Raw genomic sequence first — 20,620 nt, forward strand, 5'->3', positions numbered from 1 at the left:
TTATCGGGGGCTGATGACGCGTCCTTGATGGTCCACCACCGGGCCGCTGAAGTGCGCGCCGCCGGCATCCAGCAACAGGCTGGTGCCACCGACTTGCAGGGTGATGCCCTGGGCGCTGAGGGTCAGGCTGGCGGCGCCGACTTTGACGTCAACCTGTTCGCGGGAACCGCTGAAGGTGGTCGGGCCGTTGACCCAGTTGAAGGTATGGCTGGCGTCGTCGTAGTCGCTTTGGGTGCCGTCTTGATGTCGGCGCCGGGTCAGCGTCGCCACGCTGGAGACTGGCGGGAAGCGATCACTGTTAAGGCCGAACAGGGCCACGGATTGCACACCGCCCTCCCCCCCGCCGTAGTTGAGCAGCAGGCATTGCTCACCCACGGTGGGAATGCGGGTTTCGGTTTGTGCTCCGGCACTGGGGTTGAAAAAACGGATCGCCGGGGTGAGCAGGTCACCGTGGCTGACCTTGCAGGTGTTGCTGGCCGCATCAACCTGCTGGCAAATACCGATCCGGCAGAAGCTCTCGGCGCGGCGGTAGAGGTCCTCGAGCTGGGACTCCATCTCGGCCAGGCGTTCGACGATCGGTCCCAATTGCATGCGTAACAGCGCGTCGAACATGGGCTACTCCGCCAGTGGCTTGTATTGGGCCGGGTCGTCGATGTTGGAGACGTCCCAGGTGCAGGCAAATAGCGGTTGGCCTGTGGGATCGTCGAGTAACGTCGGCCCCAGATAGAGGGTTTGCGTGAAGGAAACCGTCCAGGTGTCGTAGTCCGTTTGCACGGACGTGCGCACAGCGGGCGCAGCGACGATATTCGCCGGCAAATCGCACTGTGCCTGGGGTAGGTTCCAACGGTTATCCAGCACCAGGTCCATGAGTTGGCTGGCCAGGTCGCAGGCGTCGAACGGCAATGCACCGGGGGCGACCATGGCCCTGAGTGAAATGGCCAGAACGTGGGCCTTGCGCCCCTCGCGAGAACGAATGCCCGGGCCATTGCCTTCGACCGTAACCATTACGCCGGTTTGTTCAGCATCGCCTTGAAAGTCCTGGTGACTGCCGACCTTGATGTCCGGGAAGGCCGCATGCAGCACCGCGCCGATGGCTTGGGGCAGTTGGGATGGCTTTTCGATAAACGTCATTTTAAGTCGCGTCCTTGCAACGATTAGTGCGGGTCCTGGCCGGAGCCTTGGTTGATCCCGATGCGCTTGGCCGCCCATCGCTCATAAAGGCCGATGGCCACGTCGGCACCGGCCATGGCGGTCAGGCAACCAATGGCGCCGGCGGTCCAGATCGACATGCCGGCGGCGTAGCACAGCATCAGGGCCGACACCCCACAGACCATGCACGCCCCGGAACGCAGGGCCAATCGGCGGATCAGCGACCAGCCACGTGCGCCTTCTTTATCGGCGCGCCACATTTCACCTGAGACCCCGCCGATCACCGCCAATACGATCACCAGCCAGATAGGCATTTCCGCTAACGCTTGCTGTTCATTTGTCATGTCACGCCTCCTGGCTGAGCAATAAATAGTCCGTATTTCATTTACAAATGCTTGGGTAGGTAGGCATTCCAAAAAGCCCGGTCGCCCGGGCTTTTCAGTAATGCTGTCCTCGGACTTTCGGCGCTACTGGCGCGGTACGGTCCTTTCCTCGATGTTTTTCCGACCACGATCCCTGTCTGCCGGATAACTGCTTCTGGTGCTTTACGCTGCACACCCGGGTCAGTTGCCAACCCTCTGAACCGTTAAGGCCGGTTCATCGCTGCCTGTTGTTGAAGCGTTGAAACTAAAGAGCGTCGGCATCCTTGCCGGTGTTGCCTGGCATCCCTGCCATCGCTTCGATGGCGTCCTTGCCGATGTTGCGTGCCTTCCTTGTCTTCCTTGGCAGCATCCTTGCCGCCTCCACCAGGCCTTGTTGGCTGGCTTGAGGTGAAGAATATGCATGTATGCATATACAGTCAATGCACAGATGCATTTATTTTTACCATGGAAATGCATTAATGCATTGGAAGCCTTGCGGGCTTGGGCTTGGCCGGTTTTTTAGGGGCGAAAAAAAACCCGCACATGGGCGGGTTTCTTCTTACGCGTGGAGGTTAGCGGGCGTACATGCCCCACCAGAAAACATGACCGAGGATACTGATCTGCTCATCCTGGATCTCCTGGAAGCTGTAGTCCTCATCGGGGTGCTCATCACGATTGAAGCTGCGCAGGCGAATGCCGGAAGGCAGGCGGTAGAGCTGTTTAACCCGCAACTGGCCGTTGTGATTGATGGCATACAAGTCACCATCGACGATATCGCCAATGCCGCTCTTGCCGGCATTCACCCCTACCGTGGCGCCGTCGCGCAACACCGGCAACATACTGTTGCCGCGTACCGTCACGCACTTGGCCTGGTCGAACTGCACACCGTTATGCCGCAGGCTGCGCTTGCCGAACCGCAGGCTGGCCTTCTCGCTTTCCTCGATGACGAATCTTCCTGATCCAGCAGCCAATTCAACCTCGCGCAGAAAGGGGATCGACACCTCGTCATCATTAACGGGGGTGTCGTCGTCCCACAGGCTTATGTCCTTGAGTTCCGAATGCATCGGGTCACGCCCGTCATCGCGCAAAGCACCCACTGCCGCGCGCCCGCGCAGGTAATCAGTGCTCACGCGGAAATACTCGGCGATACGGGAGATGTGTTTATCCGACGGATCAACGATCTTGCCGCTGAGGATCCGGGACAGTGTGGATTGAGGCACGCCAGTGCGCCGGTGAAGCTCCGTGGGGGAGATCCGGTCGCGGTCCAGCAGCTCTCTTAAGACGATAGAAACGTTGCGTTTTTGCATAGCGCGGATAGTGACGGGAGTTTTTGGGGTTGGCAAATGCTAATTTGCATATTTATGCATTAAACACGCGTCTTTCACTTAACTTGAATCAAAATACTGTATATGCAACCAGTTATCGACGCTCTATTATCCGACAGCTTGGTATTGCTGCCGGTCGACACCTTGCATGTCGACAACTCAAGGCCTATGTATAAAACTCTTGGACAACGTAGCCAGCAACGACGGAGGTGCTCATGGCTTATTCAGCGCTAGCTGTCGCTAACGCCTTCATTGAACGTGCGAAGGAAGGCAAGCTTTCGGGCCTGACGCCCATGAAGCTGCAAAAACTGCTGTTTTATACGCAGTCCTGGCATTTGCGCGAACGGGATCAGCCCCTTATGGATGATCACTTTGCCCGCTGGCAATATGGTCCGGTCATCCCGTCGCTTTACCATGAGTTGAAATCCTACGGTAATCGTCCGGTGACGTCGTTGCTCAGCAATCTGAAGCCCGACGCCGAAGATATTGTGTTCGTGACACCGAGAGTGCCTGAGAGCGACACCTACACCCATCGTTTGATTGACCGGATCATCAACAAATACGGCAAGTGGTCTGGCACCCAACTGTCCAACCTCTCCCACGAGGACGGCACAGCCTGGGCCCTCAAGGGCGCCGACGGTTCCGCCATCGACTGGGAAGACATGGCAACACTCATTCACCCAAAGAGCCGCATCCGTGAGTGAAGAACTCGACAACCTGGAACTCACCCTGCCCCCCGCGGCAGGGCCTGACCAGGACACCCAAGCCGGTGGCGAGCAAGCCATAGGCACCGACGATGAAAGAAACCAGAACCTCAAAGACCAGAAGGCCGAAAGGCAACTGCGCAAGAAATATGCGGGTCGGGCGTTTTGGTTTGCCGCTTGTGGTGTGATCTTCTGGGCGGTTTTACTGGTGTGGAATGGGTGGTCGACGTATTACTCGGGCAAAGCGCCGTTCTCGGACAATGTGTTGATTGCTATCACTACGGCGACTTCAATCAATCTGTTTGCGGCGTTTCTTGGGGTGATCCGAGGGTTGTTTCCGGCTAGTGGGCGTAGGTCAAAATAGCCTATTGGACCGCGCAGTCATTCCAACTTTGAAGGATTAATATGCTGCGAAAAGCCAGATCATCACCTTCCCGGCATTGATCGCATCGGCTTTGAACCGAAGAGTAAAATGATTCTGGTCTGCCTGCCTTATCCCAACGTGACAGGTTGTAAAAATGGCGCTGGAAAAAAAGAGTGATCAGAACGATGAATCGCTGAGTTATGGCGGTGTTACTGCTTGGTGATTCGGCGCGAACTGCTTCCAGAGCGGCCGGTAGCTAATCATTCAGAAACGCAGAAATGGACTTAGCTGAAGTCAAGCGACTCGAAAACTCCTCCCGTAGCTTCACCCGAGGAGATGCAGACTTTGAACGGATACCAGCAATCGTCTACATACCATCCCTCCCCTGTAATGATCCCATCCGCGAGCGAGATTTGGATATTTCTAATCCCGTCCAGAGACAGGCGCTCAGAGCACCAGACCTCAGCCTCGCCTTTAACAAGCCTGAGCCACACCCCATTTGAAACAAGGATGCTGTCTAATTCTGGAATGCTGACCAAGTACTCGATATCGCCACCGAAATGCTTCAAGAGAACGCCGCTACGAATGTCCACGATATAACCCTGACCACCGGCAACTATCATCACATGAAAAGTTGAACCCAGCGTCAGAACGCAACTGAAGCGGCAAAAACCCGGCTGAAAATTCCCCACCCAAGAAGGCTTCGCCTCTGGCGAGAACCTGATGACGAATCCTTCACTATGGTGCCCTTGGCCGGTAGCGCTGAACTGCAAAGGAAGAGGCCCTTCGCCCGGTAGCCCAGCAAGAATCTGATACTTCAGGGTACTCGTCATAAATTTTCCAGGTTGCGAAGTTCAAACTAGTCGAATCATGATATTACCTGCCACATCGTTCTAGGAGGGGTGTTTCTCCAATGCTGCCTACTGGAGAAAAGCGGACGCATTTATTTCCAGGACACAGTTTCCCAGTTGCACCCTCCCTATCACCACGCTACCCTTCCATTCGTCGCTGCCAATTCAGCGACCGGGCCTGATAACCCGTCAAGATGCAGGCGCAACAAGCGCCACCAAACCCGATTTGCAGGCGTTTTTTTTCGCCCCTCATTTCGTGCAATGGCGGCTGTGCGTGGGAGACCTTCGGGTCTGCCGGGTTCCTGTATCTCCGGTTTATCAGCCTGCGCACAGCTGCCACCCCATTCGCCTGATAACGAACGTGGTAGCTCTCACTTGATATGGGAGTTTTACCGATGACCGCTACAAATCCGCCTGCGTTAACCACCCTCGGCGTCACCCCCTTCTCCTTTCACTCCGACCAACCTCTATTCCGCGTCAACAGCGGTGTTTCCCTGCAAGAAGCCCTGCACCACGCCTCCGATCTTCTCCATGTCGCCAAGCTGCTCGCAGAAGATGCGGCGATGACCAAGGAGACGGACCGTTATGCGTGGGCGTCGCACTACTTGCAGGAGATGGTCAAGGCGGTAGTTGATGATGTGGTGAAGGTGTTGGATTCGCCCGGCAACATTCAGTAAAGGGGCGATAAAAAGAAGGGGGCGGCATATTTTGATAAATGCGCCGCCCCTTCTTCTATTTCTACCGGGTCGTTTGCGACCTGCGAAGGGTCGACTTCGCATGTTAACCTTGCGCCCATCGCAAAAAATGCTGGGCCAAGCGCCCAATGCCGATCAGTTAAGCGACCACGATTGGGCAAGGTGTGGAGCTTTTGAACTTCAGCGATGCGGGTGCTTCGGCCCGCCGGTACAGGGCGGTGATCCCATCGCAGCCTCGCTGAAGCTCGACAGCTCCCACATTCGACCTGCTTTGTTTTGACGTGCGCCTTTCTAAACTGATCGACACTGGACCACGCGCCCCCTTTGCCCCATCACTTTCAACGAATTTGCCTATTACCCAATGAGTAAAAACACCTCCGATCTGTCCTCCCACACCCCGATTGTGTAGGGGTATGTGGGGTATTTTGAAGGACAGCCCCGTGTTTTCTGGCTATACAGCTAGATCACACAGGGTTGCATAAATGCATAATTGGCATTGAATGGCATAGATTGGCGTACGGTTTGCCCCATTTTTGCCCCATGGGGTTCGGTCAATTCAGTCTGTACCTTGCTTCGATGATGTATTGGACATAGTCCTCCCCAAATGTTGAGCAGGCTCTGCATACAAGGCGTAGCGCATCAGCTCCCGTAGCAATTCCTAAGCAACCAGTCCTTGATCATCCCGCCACTACGCACAGAGTTCATGGTCGCGTCACTTCGGGTCCGCAAGATTCTCGAATATGCCCACTCGCTTGAGGCACCTCTCTAAAAAATGCTGGTAGCAGACTGGGATAGGTGCTCAAAATCTGAAAGCCAAAATATAGCCATTCATTGATTGCAAAATCCTGTATATTCATACAGCATAAGCGTAAATGATTGAGGCCACTCATCGGCCAGACGAGCTTACAGTCTGCAACTCATTGAATGGATGCTGGCACATCGATATAGTCTGTCGCCAAAATTTTTCAAGGATTTGAGTGTGGTCGAGCAGGATGTACTCACAACGGAAGATGTTATCTATTTCCCTCGAACGCTAAGCGACTCAGAGCCGGGCTTGATTTTTGAGTTCTGTTCACAAATCGCCAATCGTGATGGGGATGTGATTCTGGACGCATCGACGCTTTCGTTTGTCGATCCGTTGGGTCTGGCTTTGCTCCGTGCCACTCTCGAGTCAGCTATCGATAAAACTTTTCATGTGCGCTGGATGCAACAGCACCTACTTGATTATCTGATCAGGATGGAGTTTTTCGGAGGTTTGAGCGTTGACGGTATTGATGTCGAGACTGCAAGAAACCCTCAGGGTGAACCGGATCGATGTGTTGAGCTGGTTAAGGTCGTCAATGGCCAATCTGAAGAGATTGCATCGCGTCTCGCAGTTGCCATGGTTGGAGAGGCGGAGGAGCGAACTCAAGAAGAAATGGACTCATACAGGCGCCCGATTGAATACGCGCTAAAAGAACTCCTAGAAAATGCGCTTTCTCATGCAAAAAAAGAAGGGAATTTTCAGGCTTCGGTATGGGTCGCATGTCAACACTTCCAGTCAAATGGAGACGTAAGACTAGCTATCGTTGACAACGGTTGTGGCTTCCTTGCAACCCTCCGAGGGCACGCTCAGCTTAAGGAACGAACTGATTCAGCTGCTATCCGTGCAGCGCTGGTCGCTCGCGTCAGTTGTAATCGGGGGCCGTTGGTTGGCTATGAAGGAGATAGCCAAAATCAAGGTGTAGGTTTGACAACAACAGCTAGAATTGCTCAGGCAGCTGATGGCTTTCTCGTAATAGCAAGCGGAGACGCTTGCTTGAACACAAAAACGGACGACGCAGTGCGGTTGGAAAATGCTCCCTGGAAAGGGGTTGCTATCTCTTTTCACTGCAACCGCGACAAATTGCCGCAGATCACAATTGCTGCGCTGCTGCCTGATGTAGAGGATGCAGTCGATGACGACATCAGTTTTGAGTGATCCTAGCGTCAATTTACTTACCAGATAGATCTAGCTAATATTTTCACTGATGCGTACGATAAATTTTGTACAACGCATAAAATTGCCGAGGGAAGCGCCATGCAAACTCAAATCATCTTAGCGAAAGGATCAGAAAGCATCCGCACGCTGGGTATGAGGGCATCTGCCACGCCGTTTCGAAAGGAAATCGAACGATGCCTGGAAACCGGCCAGAATGTTGCAATCGATTTTTCGGGCAAAGATGCCACACAGTCCTTCGTGGACGAACTGATCGGTGGGCTGATCCTTAAACGTGGTCGCACCGTTCTGTCGCATATTTCGTTTAAGAACTGCCCTGATGATGTCAAGTCGATTATCAAGTTCGTGATTAACGATAGAGCACATCAATTGAAAGAGGAACGGGCAATAGCCTGACAGCCTATTTCGCCAAAAAACCCCGCAAATGCGGGGTTTTTTGTTAGGTAGTTTTTGTGCATAGGTACGATCAAGGCATGCGCCGCGTTGCGGCGCATGCCTTGATCGTACCTGCCGTCATGATTTTGTCAACAGAGCGACATTCTGTTTTTTTTCGTCATAATTTTGTCGTACGTGCTTCATTCTAAACTAGGCTAATCCGCTCACTCGCAACGGACTCTCCATAAATGATCCACTCTCGTTGTATAACTGTGGCTCATCATCTCCCGGCGCATAGCCCAAGCAGGGTTGCTGGGAACGCTGGCAGACCGCAGCGTTCCCCTCCCCCATCGACCATTAATCTCGTCTAGCACTGTCATCACACGGGTGGACTCAGCAGGCTGCGAAATAGCGAAAAGATCATCGGTATACTCGCCGGGCTGACACAGGTTGAGCAGCATCACTTCAGCCTTACTGTATTTGAAGCCTGGTCGGTAAATACGATCGACCGCATCAACAGCCGCCTTTGTTAGCAGTCGCACGTCATCGGTGGGATATGGCATGTCTACCACCACTCCGTTGGCATACTTCGCCTCCTCTGGATTGAACATGCCGGTACGGATGCTCACGCGCACCGTCTTGCACAGCGAGTTCTGGGCGCGGAGCTTTTCAGAAGCTCGCATCATGTAGGTGGCCACCGCTTCCTTGATAGGCGGCAGCTCCGTCAGCCGCTGGCCGAACATCCGGCTGCAGCAGATCTCCTGCTTCGGCGGATCCGGGTCGTCCAGCTCCAAGCAAGGCGTGTCGCCCAGCTCCCTGGCCGTCTTCTCGATCACAACGCTGAACTTCTTACGGAGCGTCCAGGGGTCCGCCTTCGCCAAATCCATTGCAGACTTGATTCCCATCGCATCGAGGTGGAGTTTCATCTTTCGGCCAACGCCCCACACCTCCGCCACGTCCGTATTACGCAGTACCCAGTCCCGCTTAACCGGATCGGTGATATTGACCACACCACCGGTCTGCGATTGCAGGCGCTTCGCAGTGTGGTTTGCCAGCTTCGCCAGGGTCTTTGTATGAGCAATACCGACACCAACAGGTATGCCGGTGCAGCGAAGTACCTGGGCGCGGATCTGCCGGCCTAAGGCATCCAAACCACCGACACCGGTCAGATCGGCAAATGCCTCATCGATGCTGTACACCTCAACTGCCGGCACCATCGCCTCAATCAGACTCATGACGCGTTCGCTCATGTCGCCGTACAGCGCATAGTTGGAGGAGAACGCGACAATGCCGTGTTGCTTGAGCTTGTGCTTGATCTGGAAATACGGCTCGCCCATCTTGATGAATGGCTTGGCGTCGTAGCTGCGAGCAATGACACAGCCGTCGTTATTGCTCAGCACCACGATGGGCACCTTCGCCAAGTCCGGCCGGAATACTCGCTCGCAACTGGCATAGAAGCTGTTGCAGTCGACCAGCGCAAGGGTCGGTTGCTGCTTAGACATGGCTGCGCACTGTGCTGGTGATCACGCCCCAGACTGATAGCTCATCCCCTTCGAGAACGTATCGCGCCGGGTATTTGGGATTTTCTGACAAAAGGACTACCTCTCGGCCGCGCTTACATAGGCGCTTGCAGACGGGCTCATTGTTCAGCAGAGCCACTACCACATGCCCGTGCGCCGGCTCAATGGCACGATCCACCACCGCGAGATCGCCTTCGAAGATACCAATCCCCTGCATGCTTTCCCCGGTGATGGCTACCAGGTACACATGCGGTGCGCGGATATTCAGGACCTCATCCAATGAGATGTGCTGCTCAATATGATCCGCTGCCGGCGAAGGGAAGCCAGCCGGAACCTGGAACGAACACATAGGCAGCTTCACGCCTGCCTCGGCGATAGGACCTAAAATGGTGAAGCTCATGATGCGACCTTTTACATGCACTGTACGAATGTACAGTTAACTTTGTAGGACGCGTGCGGTCAATTTTTCTGTAGGGGATTTCGACAGACGGAGAAGGCGTATGTGCGGACGATTTGTGCAGTACGAAGGGATGGCGATCTTCATTGAAGAACTGAGCCCCCAAATAGAGCTATTCAGCGGCTATGACGCTCAGCCAATTGATCGCTACAACGTCGCTCCGTCGACACGGGTTCAGTTGCTGCACGCCGCAGAGGACGGGCTGCATATCGATGCAGTCAAATGGGGATGGGCGCCGTTCTGGGCCAAGGGCAAACGCCCCGACCCGATTAACGCCCGTGTAGAGACGGTCACCACGGGAAAGTTTTTTAAGCAACTTTGGCCGAATGGCCGAGCCCTGGTGCCGAGTGAAGGGTGGTATGAGTGGGTTAAAGACCCTGACGATCCGAAGAGAAAGCAGCCCTACTTCATTCGCCTGAAGAGTCAGAAGCCCATGTTCTTTGGCGCACTAGCCCAGATTCATCCTGGCCTGGATCCCCAGGACGGCGATGGGTTCGTGATCATCACCGCTGCCAGTGATCAGGGCATGGTGGACATCCACGACCGCAAGCCGTTGGTGCTGACACCTGAGCATGCCAGGGAGTGGATCGACCCCTACCTTACTCCAGCCCGGGCCGAGGAAATAGCGAAGGAATGTTGCCAGCCTGTGGAGGACTTTGAGTGGTATGCGGTTGGCAAAGCAGTGGGCAGCGTCAGGAATCAGGGGGCAGAGCTTATAAGGCCGAACCCATCAGCTGAAAAACCACATGACGAACATAACGGCTGTGACCCAGCCGAGAGTAAGCAGAAATGAAAGACCTGCGATGCGCTTGTCCATCTGCTACCAATGAGTAATTGAAAGATCACAATAAGCTCTAAAGGGTTCATCTTAGTTCAATGAACCCATTACGCCACCACTCTTAATAAGCGTGAGTAAGCATCAGGCGAGATGGACATGCCGCCTCACTTGAATAGCAAATTGCGATGCGTAATCTACCTCTCAAATCAGAACAGGCCTCCCAATGCTGCAGGCTCCCAGTTCATGATTATCAACTCTCCGCTGACTTCGGTCTTGCCCTGCCGCGCATTCGCGGTGCTGTAACGAATGTCCACCATCTCAAAGTGAAACCCATCAAACACTCGCCGGATATCGGGATGATCGTTGATGCTGACCATCACCTTGCCTTTGCAGCGCCGCATAAAGTCGGCCATGCGCTCGTAATTCTCAAATGGAAAATCCACACCATAGCCGGCGGTCTGCCAGTAAGGTGGATCCATGTAGTGGAACGTATGGGCACGGTCGTAGCGCTCGGCACATTCAAGCCAGCCCAGGTTTTCAACATAAGTGCCGGATAAACGCTGCCATGCTGCAGACAGGTTTTCCTCGATCCGCAGAAGGTTAATGGCTGGGCCGGTCGTTGCAGTGCCGAACGTCTGCCCGGTCACTTTGCCCGCGAAGGCATGGTGCTGCAGGTAAAAGAAACGGGCGGCGCGCTGGATGTCGGTGAGGGTTTCCGGGCGGGTCATCTTTTGCCACTCGAACACCTGGCGGGAACTGAGCGCCCATTTGAACTGGCGGACGAATTCTTCCAGATGGTTCTGCACGACGCGGTACAGCGTGACCAGGTCGCCATTGATGTCGTTAAGAACTTCAACAGGCGCTGCCTGGGGACGCATGAAGTAGAGCGCGGCGCCGCCGGCAAAGACTTCAACGTAGCATTCGTGTGGCGGGAAGAGCGGGATAAGGCGGTCGGCCAGGCGGCGTTTGCCGCCCATCCAAGGGACGATGGGTGTAGACATAAAAAAGCAAGACCTTTGCTGTATGGATAAACAGTGCTAGGCTCGCTCCGCTTTGTGCACGAAGCAGGAGCCTTGGCTGGACTTGCAGGGACGATCTGCGGGGAAGGTGGCCGGGTTGGATGTTGACGCATCCTGCCCGGCCGCTCCTTTTACTTCGGTGTAGAAACTTCTTTTGCGTAAGCCTGACAGGCCCGCAGGGCGATCAATCCTCGGTCGCCGGCATCGGTGACTCCGATAATTCGTTGAGCATGCGCTGGGTCAAGTTGGGCTCTTGTGGCGCCATGAACCACGCGGCCGGTGGCGGTGGTGGTTGGCACTGAACAGCTGCCGGCGGTTTCGGTGGCGGCGAGTACGACCGACAGCCGCAGATCAGCAGTAGCCAGGCGATCACGCAGACGAGCCTGCTTGATTTGCTCATCGGTCAATTCCTTGTAGTGGGTTTCGTCTTTGTTCTGCAGGCGGAGCTCCAGGGCAAGGCGCTTGTCCTGCTCGGTACGCTGCAGAGCAGCAGAAGCTTGGGATATTTCGTTGAGGGTGTCCGCCTGCAGCCGGGCTTGCCGCTCCAGCACGCTGCCATAACGCCAGTCCTGAGCAGTCCAGGCCAACGCTGCAGATCCTGCGGACACCACCACTAACAGCAAGCTGATAGCGGCGATACGGAACTGCGCCGGGATCAGATCGAAGAGACGCATAACACCGCCCTCGCCCTGGCCCACAACTGCAGCCGATCCTCCAGGCCATTAAGGCCGCCGTTGATCCGGCGAGTGATCGTGTTGAACTGGTCCTGATCCGCGAGCGCATTCAGCCCATTCACGGACCAGAACCACGCCGCCGACTCTGCCGCCCATTGCGGCTGCTCGAGCAGCTCGGGAGTGCGCAGCAATCGCTCATCGCCGAACAGTGCCAGACTGCAGCGCAGGTAGTTATCGTGCCCGGTAATCTGGATCAACCCTCGGCCACGATAGCGTTGACCATCACCATCTGCAGCTGGCGTATTACCAAGCTTGGCAGCCAGAGTGCCGGTATCGTATTTACTCAGGTATTGGTCCCCGCCCAGCTCGCGGACATACTGCAGTTGACCGGACTCGTGACCAAGCTGCGCCAGGAAAGCAGCCTGGCGTTTCGGTGTATTGATCTGCCGATGCGCCATTGCCGCGTTCAGGGCAGATACAAAAACGCCCGCTTGTCGGCGGGCGTTTGGCATGATGCGTTGTAGCTGTTGTTCAGTGATCGTCATAAAAACTCCGGACAAAAAAATACCGCACTCAGGCGGCGGTGGATTGCATTACAGCTTCTCGACGCTCACGACCTTGAGCGGCTTCGTTTCCTTCTTTTTCTTACCCTTGGATTTGCCTTGCTTGCCGGCATTGCACTCGACCGTGGTCGACCAGCCAGACTGGGTAAACACCTGCTCCACTGAATCTGCCAGGTATTCGCCATCCAGCCCGACCTTGAAGCCCTGGGCGTTGATCAGGCGCTCGGCAAAAATGTCAGTCCGGCCAGGCATCTCGAAACGCACGTCGGCGGTCGAGCGATTGAATGCCGCTAACCTTGCCTTGGCTGCTGATTCAGCAGCAGTCTTGTTCGGATAGATATGCCGATCCGTGTGCACCGCCGGCAAGCCGTCCGGAGCGTCATCGTTGTCGATGGTGACCACCGCCAATTTGCCGTCCTTTTTGTTCTGATGCTTAGTCGCCACGGCCTTGTGCGAATTGCGATCCCCTAAGCTGAATTGCCAGCGACTGAGATCGCTGCGGGTCAGCGTGATCGCCCCGAACGTTTTGCCGCTGGCTGTCTGGCCTCCCTGGCGTGGCATCACCAACAATTTGCCATCTGCGACCTTGGCCGTGCAGTCGTATTGCTTAGCCAGGCGCGTGATGAAATTAAAGTCGGACTCGTTGAGCTGATCCACACGAGCGACCTTCGTCGCCACCGGACAGCCTGCCTGCCAGCCATTTCGAGCCGCGATGTCGGCCACGATCTTCGACAACGGCGCATCCTCCCAGCTTCCGCTGCGGATAGTCTTACCACTGCCGCGCATATCGCTGGCTTTACCCTTGATCACAATCGTGTCCGGCGGGCCGGAAACTTCGACCGTGTCGACCGCGTAAAGCCCTAGGCGCATCAAAGACGTTTCGGCATAGCCCAGGTGAATCTCGATTGAGCTACCTCGCCGGGGCAACTGCACCTGGCCGTCGCGGTCATCGATACGCAATTCAAACTCGTCGGACTCCATACCCGGCTTGTCAGAAGTCCTAAGTAACAACAGTCGATCATTGATCTTGGACGTAATATCGGCACCGTCGGCAACGATACGAAAAGTGGGGGTCATGGTTTTTTTCCAAAGAAAAACCCGCACAGGGCGGGCTGAATACAAAGTTTCTTTTCGCTTAACGCAACGGGCTGCAGGCGGTGCCGTTCGGAGTCAGTCCCACAAGCTAATCCCTTCCTCGGTCGGGGCTGGCAGATCCGGCAGCAGGATCACCACACCAGCGCGGAAAGGCTGGGGCTCGTCTCCCAAGCCCTGATTGGCATCCAGAACTGCCTCGACGCTGCCGTTCAAGTGCCCATAAACGTTATTGCATATGACATCGAGCATGTCCCCGTCAGATGTTCTGCATGTCGTCCCCATAGCGCGTGAACTCCAGAGTGAATACTTGTTTACGCGGAATACCGCCGTGCAGCAGCGCGCCCTGCTCCTCGTTGATCGACTTCAGACACCAGGTGCCAATCACCTCGCCATAACCCGTGGTCAGAGTGAGCGGTTGCAGCCGCCCACCGATGGTGCGTAACGTGTCAAGCTGCTTGAGGCCCCCCTTGAAGCCGGGATAAATCGTACCTTTGAGTGTGAGCTTTTCTTCGCCCATGCCCACGGCCTGCTGCGCCGGGCGCCGCGATAGCCGCTCCTGTGAAGCCCAGCGGAATTCGGTCGAGCGACTCAATTCGTCGAAGGCCGCTGTATCCAAGTTGAAGTAGTACGGCTGAATTTTAGGATCCCTGGGCTGGATGATCAGCAGGTGCGGAAATGGCTTCACCGCTTCGGGTGCCGGCGTGGCATCCACGGCAAATGCGCTGGTGGGCACGATGTTTGCCAACGAGGGATTAACCTTTCCGGCGACCTTGTTGATCGCCGTCGCAGCTTTTCCCGCCTGCTCCTTCAACGCCCCCATTCGCTCCTGCACTTCGGCGGCGCCCCGTGTCGCACGGCTGTACACAGCCAGCACCTGGCCGGCCTTGGCCTGTGCCGCATCCACGCCGCGCATCACCCGCTGGAGCTTGGCACCGACAGCAGGTCCCACGAACGGGATATTTTCCAGCTCGGCCGCTGCACCCGTTATCTCCCTTATAGCACCGTTGACGGGCCCAAGCATGCCCTCAGCACTACGTCTACCAGCCTCCCCGGCGTCAACCAGGTACTTGAAGCCCGACTGCATCTGTTCCATATAAGCCATAGGCCCTCCTTACAGGTGCGGTTCGTCGTACAGCTTTGCGGCGTTTTGTTTCGCCGCATCAGCCATCATTAGCCGCATGTGCGGCATGAGGTCTTGCGCCAGGCGTTGCGGGTCTTTCACATCCCCCTGCACGTTAACCGGCATGTTCAGCGAATACTGAAACTGCTGTTCCACTTTGGTCGGGACAGGCTTTTCCGGCTCTTTGGGCTGGATCGCTACAGCCGCCGGCTTGGTCGGAGCCGACACCGCTAGAGACCGTGCTACATCACCCAGGATTGGCGCTTGCGGTGCAGGCGCCATCAGCAATGCACCCGAACCGTCTGCCCGGTTGAATGACTTGCCCATGGCGGCCAAGCTTGGAATGGCTGGGCCCGGTCGAGGCGCCATCAGCAACGGCGTCACCGGTGGCGCGGGCTTTTCGTCCTCCCCTCCGAACCACGACTTACCTGCAGCACCGCCCAGCGCCGAACCACCCATGCTGCCTAAGTAAGCGCCTACCAGCCCACCAATAGCGGTGCCGATGATAGGCACCACCGAGCCAATAGCCGCTCCTGCAGCAGCACCGGCCATAGTGCCGGCGAGATTGCCAGCGGCAGCACCATAACCCTCGGCCTTTTCGTCCTTGGTCTTAGCATTCTCATAGGTGTCAAAGGCCATGGCGCCGGCCTCAATGAGCGAGCCACCAGGTATTGCCTTGGCGGCTTTACCAATCTTACCGACCGCTTGCACAACCCCGCCCAGTTTAGCTATCGCCCCGCTTGGAATAGAAACAGGTGGAATAAGCGGACGCGGGACCGGTACCGCAGGCCGTGGCAGCGGTGGACGCGGAACCGGTGTGGCAGGCAGTGGCACCGGCGGACGCGGGACCAGTACTGCTGGCCGAGGCAGCGGCGGACGCGGAGCCGGCGCTGCAGGCAGTGGCACAGCTGGGCGCGGGACAAGTGCTGCTGGCCGTTGCAGCGGCGGACGCGGAGCCGGTGCTGCAGGCCGTGGCAACGCCGGACGCGGAGCCAGTGCTGCAGGCCGTGGCACCGGAGGACGCGGAGTCGGTGCTGCAGGCCGTGGTACCGGTGGACGCGGAGCCGGCATCCGAGCACGCAGCGAGGTCGGGCGACGTCGCGGAATATTACGTCTTGAACCGCGCCCACGTCGGCGGGTTTCACCTGGCCCCCCAGGTCCCCCCATGGCATTCAAGTTAACGACGAAGACCTTTTGGACGCCGTCGCCATTCGACGCAGCATCGTCACCTCCCGCGCTGTCATCGCCAGATACCGCTTCTTTAGCCAGCGAAACCACTTTGAGGCCAGTCGCGACGATGCCTAACTTACCGGTCTTACTCTCATCCTTTCCCTCACCATCAACCGACTCACCCTTGAGAGCGGCTACTGCCTTGAGCCCAGTCTCAACTAACGACAGGGCCTTGCTGGCCTTACCTTTCGCCTCGCCGCCCTTTCCTACGCCCCCAGCGCCATCCTTGGAGTTGGTCACAAAGACCTTTTGCACTTCGCCGGATTTGCCACCCAACGATCCCCGCGCGACGTTGAGCAAACCTTTAGCGATTTTGAACGAACTGAGCAGCCCCTTGAGCGCGACAAACCCTCCCCCGACCGCCGCGATACCCGTCACCACACCTGGCGCGCTGTCAGACAGCGAGGTAATGCCCCTGGTGACTTTGGTCAGTGCTTCCGCCACGGTGTCTGTGACCGGGCGCAGGGCGTCCCCAACGCTGCGCATGGCGTCATCCATTGACTGGGCCATTTCGGCCCACTTCTGCGACGACGCCTCACGTCGCTCGCTGAGGTTCTTGTCGAGAATGCCCGTTGCATCGCGCGAATCGTTTTTAAGCTGGCTGTACAGCGCCTTGTTCTGCATATAGGCAGAGAGCGCAGCCTTTACCTGCATGTCAGCGAACAGGTCACCGGTGCGCAGTGACTCTTCCAGCGAGGCCATCATGGCCTTGGCTTTCTCCGGGTCCGACTCCTTGCTGATCTTCGCCGTCGCCTCAGCCATCGCCGCCGCGCGCTTCGGATCCGTGGCCTGAATGTACTTCTGCGCCAGTGACATACTGGTTTCAAGGGTGGACATACCGTTTTGCAAACCGGTCTGCATCGACCCTTTGTAATCAATACCCGCCTTTGCATACGCCTTGACGGTGTCGCCAGAGCCGATTTTGCCCATCCAGTTCTTGAGATTGTTTGCCGCCTCATCGGCGCCGCCGGCAGATTTCATCTGCACTTGCAGCATGGCACCCAACTGTGTAACCGCATCCATGCCGGTAATGCCGAGGCTGCCCATGTTCGCCAACAGCTCAGGAAACCACTTGGCCATGTCGGCCGCTTCAAAGCTACCGGCCTGCCCTTGGTAGGCAATTGCTTCCAGGGCCTGCTGCATCTGCCTAGGATCTGTGATCTTGGCATTCTGACCCAGCGCGTTGATCATCTTCGCTGTATCAACACCGCTCGACCCTTGCCCCACGACGAATTTGGCCGCGACTGGCGCATATTCCAGGGCCTTGCTCAAGTCCATGCCGGCGCCAACCAATTGGTTAACCACATCGGCCACGTCATTACGCGCCATGCCCGTGTCGCGCGACGTATCAATGATCTTTTGCGACATCTCCTGCTCTTGCGGTTTGTTGGCAATGCCAGCTTTGATCGCGATATCACGAACAATCGCCCCAAAATCCGCACTGACCTTGGTCGGAACAGCCAGCATGCCGACACCGACGACAGCGGCGCCGACGGCGCTTTTCATGCCAGTCTTACCAGCATCGATCTGCTGATGCCCCTTGGCTTTGAGCTCCGCCTTGATGGCGGTCTGCCCCATAGAGCGATAGGCTTTCTCCAGTCGGCCGACCTCGATTCCCTGTTTTTTCAAACTATCGAGGTTGGAATTCAACCGGCCCAACAACTTGGTCGCGCCCTGTGATCCGCTGTCGTGGGCTTTCTTCCACTCGTCGCGCAGGCGAATGGTGTCACCGATAGTGCGCTGCAGGACACGCGCCTTGTTGCCTTCCGCCTCAAGACGCTTGATGCGCCCCGTTACATCTTTAAACGCAGCACCGACAGTCGAACTGACGGCGCCGCCGATCACCAGCCCGAGGGCGATTTTGTTCGCCATGTCACGGCCCTCATTTGGATAGCCTTATCGAAGGCGGCTCAGTCCGTGAGCCACCACACCATTTCTGCAAAGGGCATCGACAAAATCTCAGCAGCGGAAAATCCTGTTTCCGCCGCCAGACGTTTCGCGGCCATCTTTATGACGTGAGGGTTAAACCCCGTCGTCTTGGTCCAAACGAAAATAGCCGGCCTGCAGACGGTTAAAATCCACCAGCTTCAGGCCCTCCAGGTCCGTGACAGGCGCACCGGCAAGCGCGGCAAACAAAATCAATTCCCGCTGTTCGTCATCCCCGCCCGCGTCACGATTAGCCGCGCGCACATCGCCCACTGTAGGGGAGCGCAGGGCCAAGGTATCAACCGATACCCCATTGATTTCGCTTGGGCAGGTCAGGGTGACCTGGGCGCGATCAGTGTTGACCGACAGCCACGACGGCATTGATTCCGAATAGTCGGTATCCGGCACCAAGTGTGCATAAGCGGCTTGAACACGGCGGTAATCCGCCAGCTTCAGGCCTTCAAGATCCTTAACACCCACCTCTGCCAGACCAGCAAACAACATCAGCTCTCGCTGTTCTTCGTTGCCGTTAGAGGCGCGGTCGGCTGCCCGCACTTCCCGTACCAGCGGGGCCCGCAAGGTCAATGTTTCGACCAGCACGCCGTTGGCATTGGTAGGTCGCGTGAGCGTTACGACGGCTGCAAGCGCAGTGAGTGATAGCCAAGCCGGTACTGCTTTAGACGTTGCTTTATTCATTTGGATCTATTCCCTTAGAGGCCGAGTGCGGTGCGCACTTCAAGGAGTTGGTCTTTGCCGTCGATCACCTGAACACCGGCGACCATGTCGATTTCGTACATGAGGCGCCCGTCGATTTCGAGCTTGTAATAAGCGACTGCCACGGCGTGCTTGATCTCGGCAGGGTCACCGGCTTTCCAGTCACCCAGATCGAGCTCTTTGAGGCGACCGCGCAGGGTGGCAACCACAGCCGTGACTGCCCCTTTCTGCCCCTTGAAGGCACCCCGGAACGTAGCATTGAAAGCGGTGCCATCGGCCAGACCGAAGTGCTTCAACGACTCACGGCGCACGCCCTTGGTAACAAAGGACGCCTCCATTTTTTCCAGGCCTTGGTCCATCTCAATCGCACCGGCCATGCCGCCAGCGCGATACTCGTCAGTCTTGGTGGTCAGCTTGGGCAGCGTAAGGCTCGGCACGTCGCCAGCGAAATTAACACCGTCGACAAACATGTTCGTGTTAAACAAGGTTTGAGGAATCATTGACTAGGCCCCTTAGGCTGCTTCAAGAACTTCGGTCATCCACTGATCGGTGACTTCGAAAAGGAAATTCGGGTTTTCTGCCGGCGGCACGTCGGTGAAACGGATGCGCCAATAAACTTTGCCCTGGGCGATCTGGCTGGCAGTGTTCAGCTCAGTGTCCGGGAACACCTCAAAATTGATAATCGCGCCCTGGGCTTTGAGGTCGCGCATGAACGCATCCAGCCCATCCGTCACGTCCTTGACGTAGGTCTTGGTGATCGAGCGGTCAACAGCCCATTTATGGCCGGCCTGAACAGCATCCATAAGGATGAACAGCGTGCGAACACGCGTGACAAACGCCCACTTTGGATCGCTCGACAGCGTGCGGTTACCCCACAAGCGATAGCCGTCGTCGCGAATGATCGTCGCGATATTGGCGTTGTTCAGCAGGTTGGCCCGGCACGTCTCGTCGCCGTCCAAGTACTCGACAGCTCGGGTCGTACCGGTGATACCGGTGAACTCCTTGTTCGACGGCGAGGCCCAGAAGCCGTATTCAGCATCGGTCCAAGCGAACAAGCCCGCCGCCCAGGCCGAGGCCGGCGCATCAACTGTCTTGCTGGACTCGGTGTCCCAGTACTGAACGCCCGGATCGACCATGAACAGGTTGCGACTGCCAAAGTTATCGGCATAAAGCATCGCCGCCTCATCCGTGGTGCCAGGGCCATCAAGAATGCCGATTGCCCGCAGCTTCTGCGCCAGGCTATCAAGCGCGGTAGCGACCGCCTGAGTGGCAGTGTGACCTGGCGCAATCAACAGCCGAGGCTGCGCGTTGTACAGGCTTTTGCCATCGAGCAAGGCTTGTAGCCCGGTACGCTGACCCGAGGCCAGAACGCCGCCAATGATCGCCGAGGTTTGCAGCGCCGCGTCTTCCAGCTTCGGCACGCCGATGGCAACGATCACCGCCTTGGCCTTCGTGTAGATCGCTTTACAAGCCTTGGTGATCGCCGAGTTGGCGCCGAAGGCAGCAATAGCTTCGCGCTCGGTGGTGATCAACTTGAGCTCGCCGGCCTTGGCGGTACCGCCGCCGAGGACGCCCGGGGTGAAGGTGTCGCAAAGTCCGATGATGGAAGACGACGGCAAGGAAATAGTGCGCGCGCCTGTCTTGATATCAGTCGTAGTAACGCCGTGAAAGAAACTCATAAAGCTAATGCTCCAGAAACGAAAAAGCCCCGCATAAGCGAG

23 protein-coding genes are annotated in these 20,620 nt (G+C 56.7%); 6 read left to right on the forward strand and 17 right to left on the reverse strand.

Annotated elements, in window-relative coordinates; translation table 11 throughout:
- From CRN80_RS01450 to CRN80_RS01465, 4 genes are all read right to left on the reverse strand, one after another.
- Nucleotides 1–612: a phage baseplate assembly protein V gene (locus CRN80_RS01450; protein ID WP_032893296.1), complete on the reverse strand. Its 612-nt coding sequence runs from the start codon at nt 610–612 to the stop codon at nt 1–3.
- 3 nt (nt 613–615) lie between these two features.
- Nucleotides 616–1,131, reverse strand: a complete 516-nt coding sequence (locus CRN80_RS01455) for a hypothetical protein (protein ID WP_032893297.1) — start codon at nt 1,129–1,131, stop codon at nt 616–618.
- Nucleotides 1,132–1,154: 23 nt separating this feature from the next.
- The gene (locus CRN80_RS01460; RefSeq protein ID WP_003189007.1) at nt 1,155–1,493 is read right to left on the reverse strand and encodes a phage holin family protein; all 339 of its coding nucleotides are present in this window, start codon (nt 1,491–1,493) and stop codon (nt 1,155–1,157) included.
- Between the two features lie 590 nt (nt 1,494–2,083).
- The gene (locus tag CRN80_RS01465; RefSeq protein WP_169855582.1) at nt 2,084–2,827 is read right to left on the reverse strand and encodes an XRE family transcriptional regulator; all 744 of its coding nucleotides are present in this window, start codon (nt 2,825–2,827) and stop codon (nt 2,084–2,086) included.
- Between the two features lie 224 nt (nt 2,828–3,051).
- On the opposite strand from CRN80_RS01465, the gene CRN80_RS01470 reads away from it, so the two are divergent.
- Nucleotides 3,052–3,540: a Panacea domain-containing protein gene (locus CRN80_RS01470; protein ID WP_003189004.1), complete on the forward strand. Its 489-nt coding sequence runs from the start codon at nt 3,052–3,054 to the stop codon at nt 3,538–3,540.
- Nucleotides 3,533–3,904: a hypothetical protein gene (locus tag CRN80_RS01475; RefSeq protein ID WP_032893301.1), complete on the forward strand. Its 372-nt coding sequence runs from the start codon at nt 3,533–3,535 to the stop codon at nt 3,902–3,904. The genes CRN80_RS01470 and CRN80_RS01475 overlap by 8 nt, the downstream gene beginning before the upstream one ends.
- Before the next feature lie 284 nt (nt 3,905–4,188).
- Here the strand turns inward: CRN80_RS01475 and CRN80_RS01480 are convergent, their stop codons facing one another.
- Nucleotides 4,189–4,737 carry a hypothetical protein gene (locus tag CRN80_RS01480; RefSeq protein ID WP_032893302.1) on the reverse strand — a complete coding sequence of 183 codons (549 nt, stop codon included), beginning with the start codon at nt 4,735–4,737 and terminating at the stop codon, nt 4,189–4,191.
- Between the two features lie 413 nt (nt 4,738–5,150).
- Here CRN80_RS01480 and CRN80_RS01485 point away from each other — a divergent pair, with 413 nt between their 5' ends.
- The 3 genes from CRN80_RS01485 to CRN80_RS01495 all read left to right on the forward strand — a co-directional run bounded on the left by CRN80_RS01485 (nt 5,151) and on the right by CRN80_RS01495 (nt 7,824).
- Nucleotides 5,151–5,432 (forward strand): DUF3077 domain-containing protein, encoded by a 282-nt coding sequence (locus CRN80_RS01485; protein WP_032893303.1) that lies wholly within the window; start codon nt 5,151–5,153, stop codon nt 5,430–5,432.
- 997 nt (nt 5,433–6,429) lie between these two features.
- On the forward strand, nt 6,430–7,410 hold the full coding sequence (locus CRN80_RS01490; RefSeq protein ID WP_098949400.1) for an ATP-binding protein: 981 nt from the start codon (nt 6,430–6,432) through the stop codon (nt 7,408–7,410).
- Between the two features lie 99 nt (nt 7,411–7,509).
- Nucleotides 7,510–7,824, forward strand: coding sequence for an STAS-like domain-containing protein (locus CRN80_RS01495; RefSeq protein WP_098949401.1), 315 nt, complete (start codon nt 7,510–7,512; stop codon nt 7,822–7,824).
- A gap of 203 nt (nt 7,825–8,027) precedes the next feature.
- On the opposite strand, the gene umuC is transcribed toward CRN80_RS01495, so the two are convergent.
- Both umuC and CRN80_RS01505 read right to left on the reverse strand, forming a co-directional pair.
- Nucleotides 8,028–9,305: a translesion error-prone DNA polymerase V subunit UmuC gene (gene umuC, locus CRN80_RS01500; RefSeq protein WP_098949402.1), complete on the reverse strand. Its 1,278-nt coding sequence runs from the start codon at nt 9,303–9,305 to the stop codon at nt 8,028–8,030.
- Nucleotides 9,298–9,723 carry a LexA family transcriptional regulator gene (locus tag CRN80_RS01505; protein WP_098949403.1) on the reverse strand — a complete coding sequence of 142 codons (426 nt, stop codon included), beginning with the start codon at nt 9,721–9,723 and terminating at the stop codon, nt 9,298–9,300. Before CRN80_RS01505 ends, umuC begins: the two co-directional genes overlap by 8 nt.
- Nucleotides 9,724–9,823: 100 nt before the next feature.
- Here CRN80_RS01505 and CRN80_RS01510 point away from each other — a divergent pair, with 100 nt between their 5' ends.
- Entirely contained in the window at nt 9,824–10,573 is a 750-nt protein-coding gene (locus CRN80_RS01510; RefSeq protein WP_098949404.1) for an SOS response-associated peptidase family protein, read from the forward strand.
- Nucleotides 10,574–10,764: 191 nt separating this feature from the next.
- On the opposite strand, the gene CRN80_RS01515 is transcribed toward CRN80_RS01510, so the two are convergent.
- From CRN80_RS01515 to CRN80_RS01560, 10 genes are all read right to left on the reverse strand, one after another.
- Nucleotides 10,765–11,559, reverse strand: a complete 795-nt coding sequence (locus CRN80_RS01515; protein ID WP_098949405.1) for a DNA adenine methylase — start codon at nt 11,557–11,559, stop codon at nt 10,765–10,767.
- A gap of 149 nt (nt 11,560–11,708) precedes the next feature.
- On the reverse strand, nt 11,709–12,251 hold the full coding sequence (locus CRN80_RS01520; RefSeq protein WP_098949406.1) for a lysis system i-spanin subunit Rz: 543 nt from the start codon (nt 12,249–12,251) through the stop codon (nt 11,709–11,711).
- The gene (locus CRN80_RS01525) at nt 12,233–12,796 is read right to left on the reverse strand and encodes a glycoside hydrolase family 19 protein (protein WP_098949407.1); all 564 of its coding nucleotides are present in this window, start codon (nt 12,794–12,796) and stop codon (nt 12,233–12,235) included. The genes CRN80_RS01520 and CRN80_RS01525 overlap by 19 nt, the downstream gene beginning before the upstream one ends.
- A gap of 48 nt (nt 12,797–12,844) precedes the next feature.
- Nucleotides 12,845–13,891 (reverse strand): phage late control D family protein, encoded by a 1,047-nt coding sequence (locus tag CRN80_RS01530; protein WP_056783387.1) that lies wholly within the window; start codon nt 13,889–13,891, stop codon nt 12,845–12,847.
- 93 nt (nt 13,892–13,984) lie between these two features.
- Nucleotides 13,985–14,191 carry a tail protein X gene (locus CRN80_RS01535; RefSeq protein WP_098949408.1) on the reverse strand — a complete coding sequence of 69 codons (207 nt, stop codon included), beginning with the start codon at nt 14,189–14,191 and terminating at the stop codon, nt 13,985–13,987.
- The gene (locus CRN80_RS01540) at nt 14,166–15,011 is read right to left on the reverse strand and encodes a phage tail protein (protein WP_098949409.1); all 846 of its coding nucleotides are present in this window, start codon (nt 15,009–15,011) and stop codon (nt 14,166–14,168) included. Before CRN80_RS01540 ends, CRN80_RS01535 begins: the two co-directional genes overlap by 26 nt.
- A 9-nt stretch (nt 15,012–15,020) precedes the next feature.
- Nucleotides 15,021–18,131 carry a phage tail tape measure protein gene (locus tag CRN80_RS01545; protein WP_098949410.1) on the reverse strand — a complete coding sequence of 1,037 codons (3,111 nt, stop codon included), beginning with the start codon at nt 18,129–18,131 and terminating at the stop codon, nt 15,021–15,023.
- Nucleotides 18,132–18,281: 150 nt separating this feature from the next.
- Complete coding sequence (locus CRN80_RS32030) at nt 18,282–18,881, reverse strand: phage tail assembly protein (RefSeq protein WP_098949411.1); 600 nt, start codon at nt 18,879–18,881, stop codon at nt 18,282–18,284.
- 14 nt (nt 18,882–18,895) lie between these two features.
- Nucleotides 18,896–19,399 (reverse strand): phage major tail tube protein, encoded by a 504-nt coding sequence (locus CRN80_RS01555; RefSeq protein WP_098949412.1) that lies wholly within the window; start codon nt 19,397–19,399, stop codon nt 18,896–18,898.
- Between the two features lie 12 nt (nt 19,400–19,411).
- Nucleotides 19,412–20,578, reverse strand: coding sequence for a phage tail sheath family protein (locus CRN80_RS01560; protein ID WP_098949413.1), 1,167 nt, complete (start codon nt 20,576–20,578; stop codon nt 19,412–19,414).
- Nucleotides 20,579–20,620 lie beyond the last annotated feature (42 nt).

This window comes from Pseudomonas sp. FDAARGOS_380, assembly GCF_002591235.1.
Lineage (GTDB): Bacteria > Pseudomonadota > Gammaproteobacteria > Pseudomonadales > Pseudomonadaceae > Aquipseudomonas > Aquipseudomonas salmasensis.

Bases quoted from the DNA above. Each gene is read 5' to 3' on its own strand.
- CRN80_RS01450 (WP_032893296.1), bottom strand. From the start codon at position 612: ATGTTCGACGCGCTGTTACGCATGCAATTGGGACCGATCGTCGAACGC.
- CRN80_RS01455 (WP_032893297.1), bottom strand. From the start codon at position 1,131: ATGACGTTTATCGAAAAGCCATCCCAACTGCCCCAAGCCATCGGCGCG.
- CRN80_RS01460 (WP_003189007.1), bottom strand. From the start codon at position 1,493: ATGACAAATGAACAGCAAGCGTTAGCGGAAATGCCTATCTGGCTGGTG.
- CRN80_RS01470 (WP_003189004.1), top strand. From the start codon at position 3,052: ATGGCTTATTCAGCGCTAGCTGTCGCTAACGCCTTCATTGAACGTGCG.
- CRN80_RS01480 (WP_032893302.1), bottom strand. From the start codon at position 4,737: ATGACGAGTACCCTGAAGTATCAGATTCTTGCTGGGCTACCGGGCGAA.
- CRN80_RS01485 (WP_032893303.1), top strand. From the start codon at position 5,151: ATGACCGCTACAAATCCGCCTGCGTTAACCACCCTCGGCGTCACCCCC.
- CRN80_RS01495 (WP_098949401.1), top strand. From the start codon at position 7,510: ATGCAAACTCAAATCATCTTAGCGAAAGGATCAGAAAGCATCCGCACG.
- umuC (WP_098949402.1), bottom strand. From the start codon at position 9,305: ATGTCTAAGCAGCAACCGACCCTTGCGCTGGTCGACTGCAACAGCTTC.
- CRN80_RS01505 (WP_098949403.1), bottom strand. From the start codon at position 9,723: ATGAGCTTCACCATTTTAGGTCCTATCGCCGAGGCAGGCGTGAAGCTG.
- CRN80_RS01510 (WP_098949404.1), top strand. From the start codon at position 9,824: ATGTGCGGACGATTTGTGCAGTACGAAGGGATGGCGATCTTCATTGAA.
- CRN80_RS01515 (WP_098949405.1), bottom strand. From the start codon at position 11,559: ATGTCTACACCCATCGTCCCTTGGATGGGCGGCAAACGCCGCCTGGCC.
- CRN80_RS01520 (WP_098949406.1), bottom strand. From the start codon at position 12,251: ATGCGTCTCTTCGATCTGATCCCGGCGCAGTTCCGTATCGCCGCTATC.
- CRN80_RS01525 (WP_098949407.1), bottom strand. From the start codon at position 12,796: ATGACGATCACTGAACAACAGCTACAACGCATCATGCCAAACGCCCGC.
- CRN80_RS01530 (WP_056783387.1), bottom strand. From the start codon at position 13,891: ATGACCCCCACTTTTCGTATCGTTGCCGACGGTGCCGATATTACGTCC.
- CRN80_RS01535 (WP_098949408.1), bottom strand. From the start codon at position 14,191: ATGGGGACGACATGCAGAACATCTGACGGGGACATGCTCGATGTCATA.
- CRN80_RS01540 (WP_098949409.1), bottom strand. From the start codon at position 15,011: ATGGCTTATATGGAACAGATGCAGTCGGGCTTCAAGTACCTGGTTGAC.
- CRN80_RS01545 (WP_098949410.1), bottom strand. From the start codon at position 18,131: ATGGCGAACAAAATCGCCCTCGGGCTGGTGATCGGCGGCGCCGTCAGT.
- CRN80_RS32030 (WP_098949411.1), bottom strand. From the start codon at position 18,881: ATGAATAAAGCAACGTCTAAAGCAGTACCGGCTTGGCTATCACTCACT.
- CRN80_RS01555 (WP_098949412.1), bottom strand. From the start codon at position 19,399: ATGATTCCTCAAACCTTGTTTAACACGAACATGTTTGTCGACGGTGTT.
- CRN80_RS01560 (WP_098949413.1), bottom strand. From the start codon at position 20,578: ATGAGTTTCTTTCACGGCGTTACTACGACTGATATCAAGACAGGCGCG.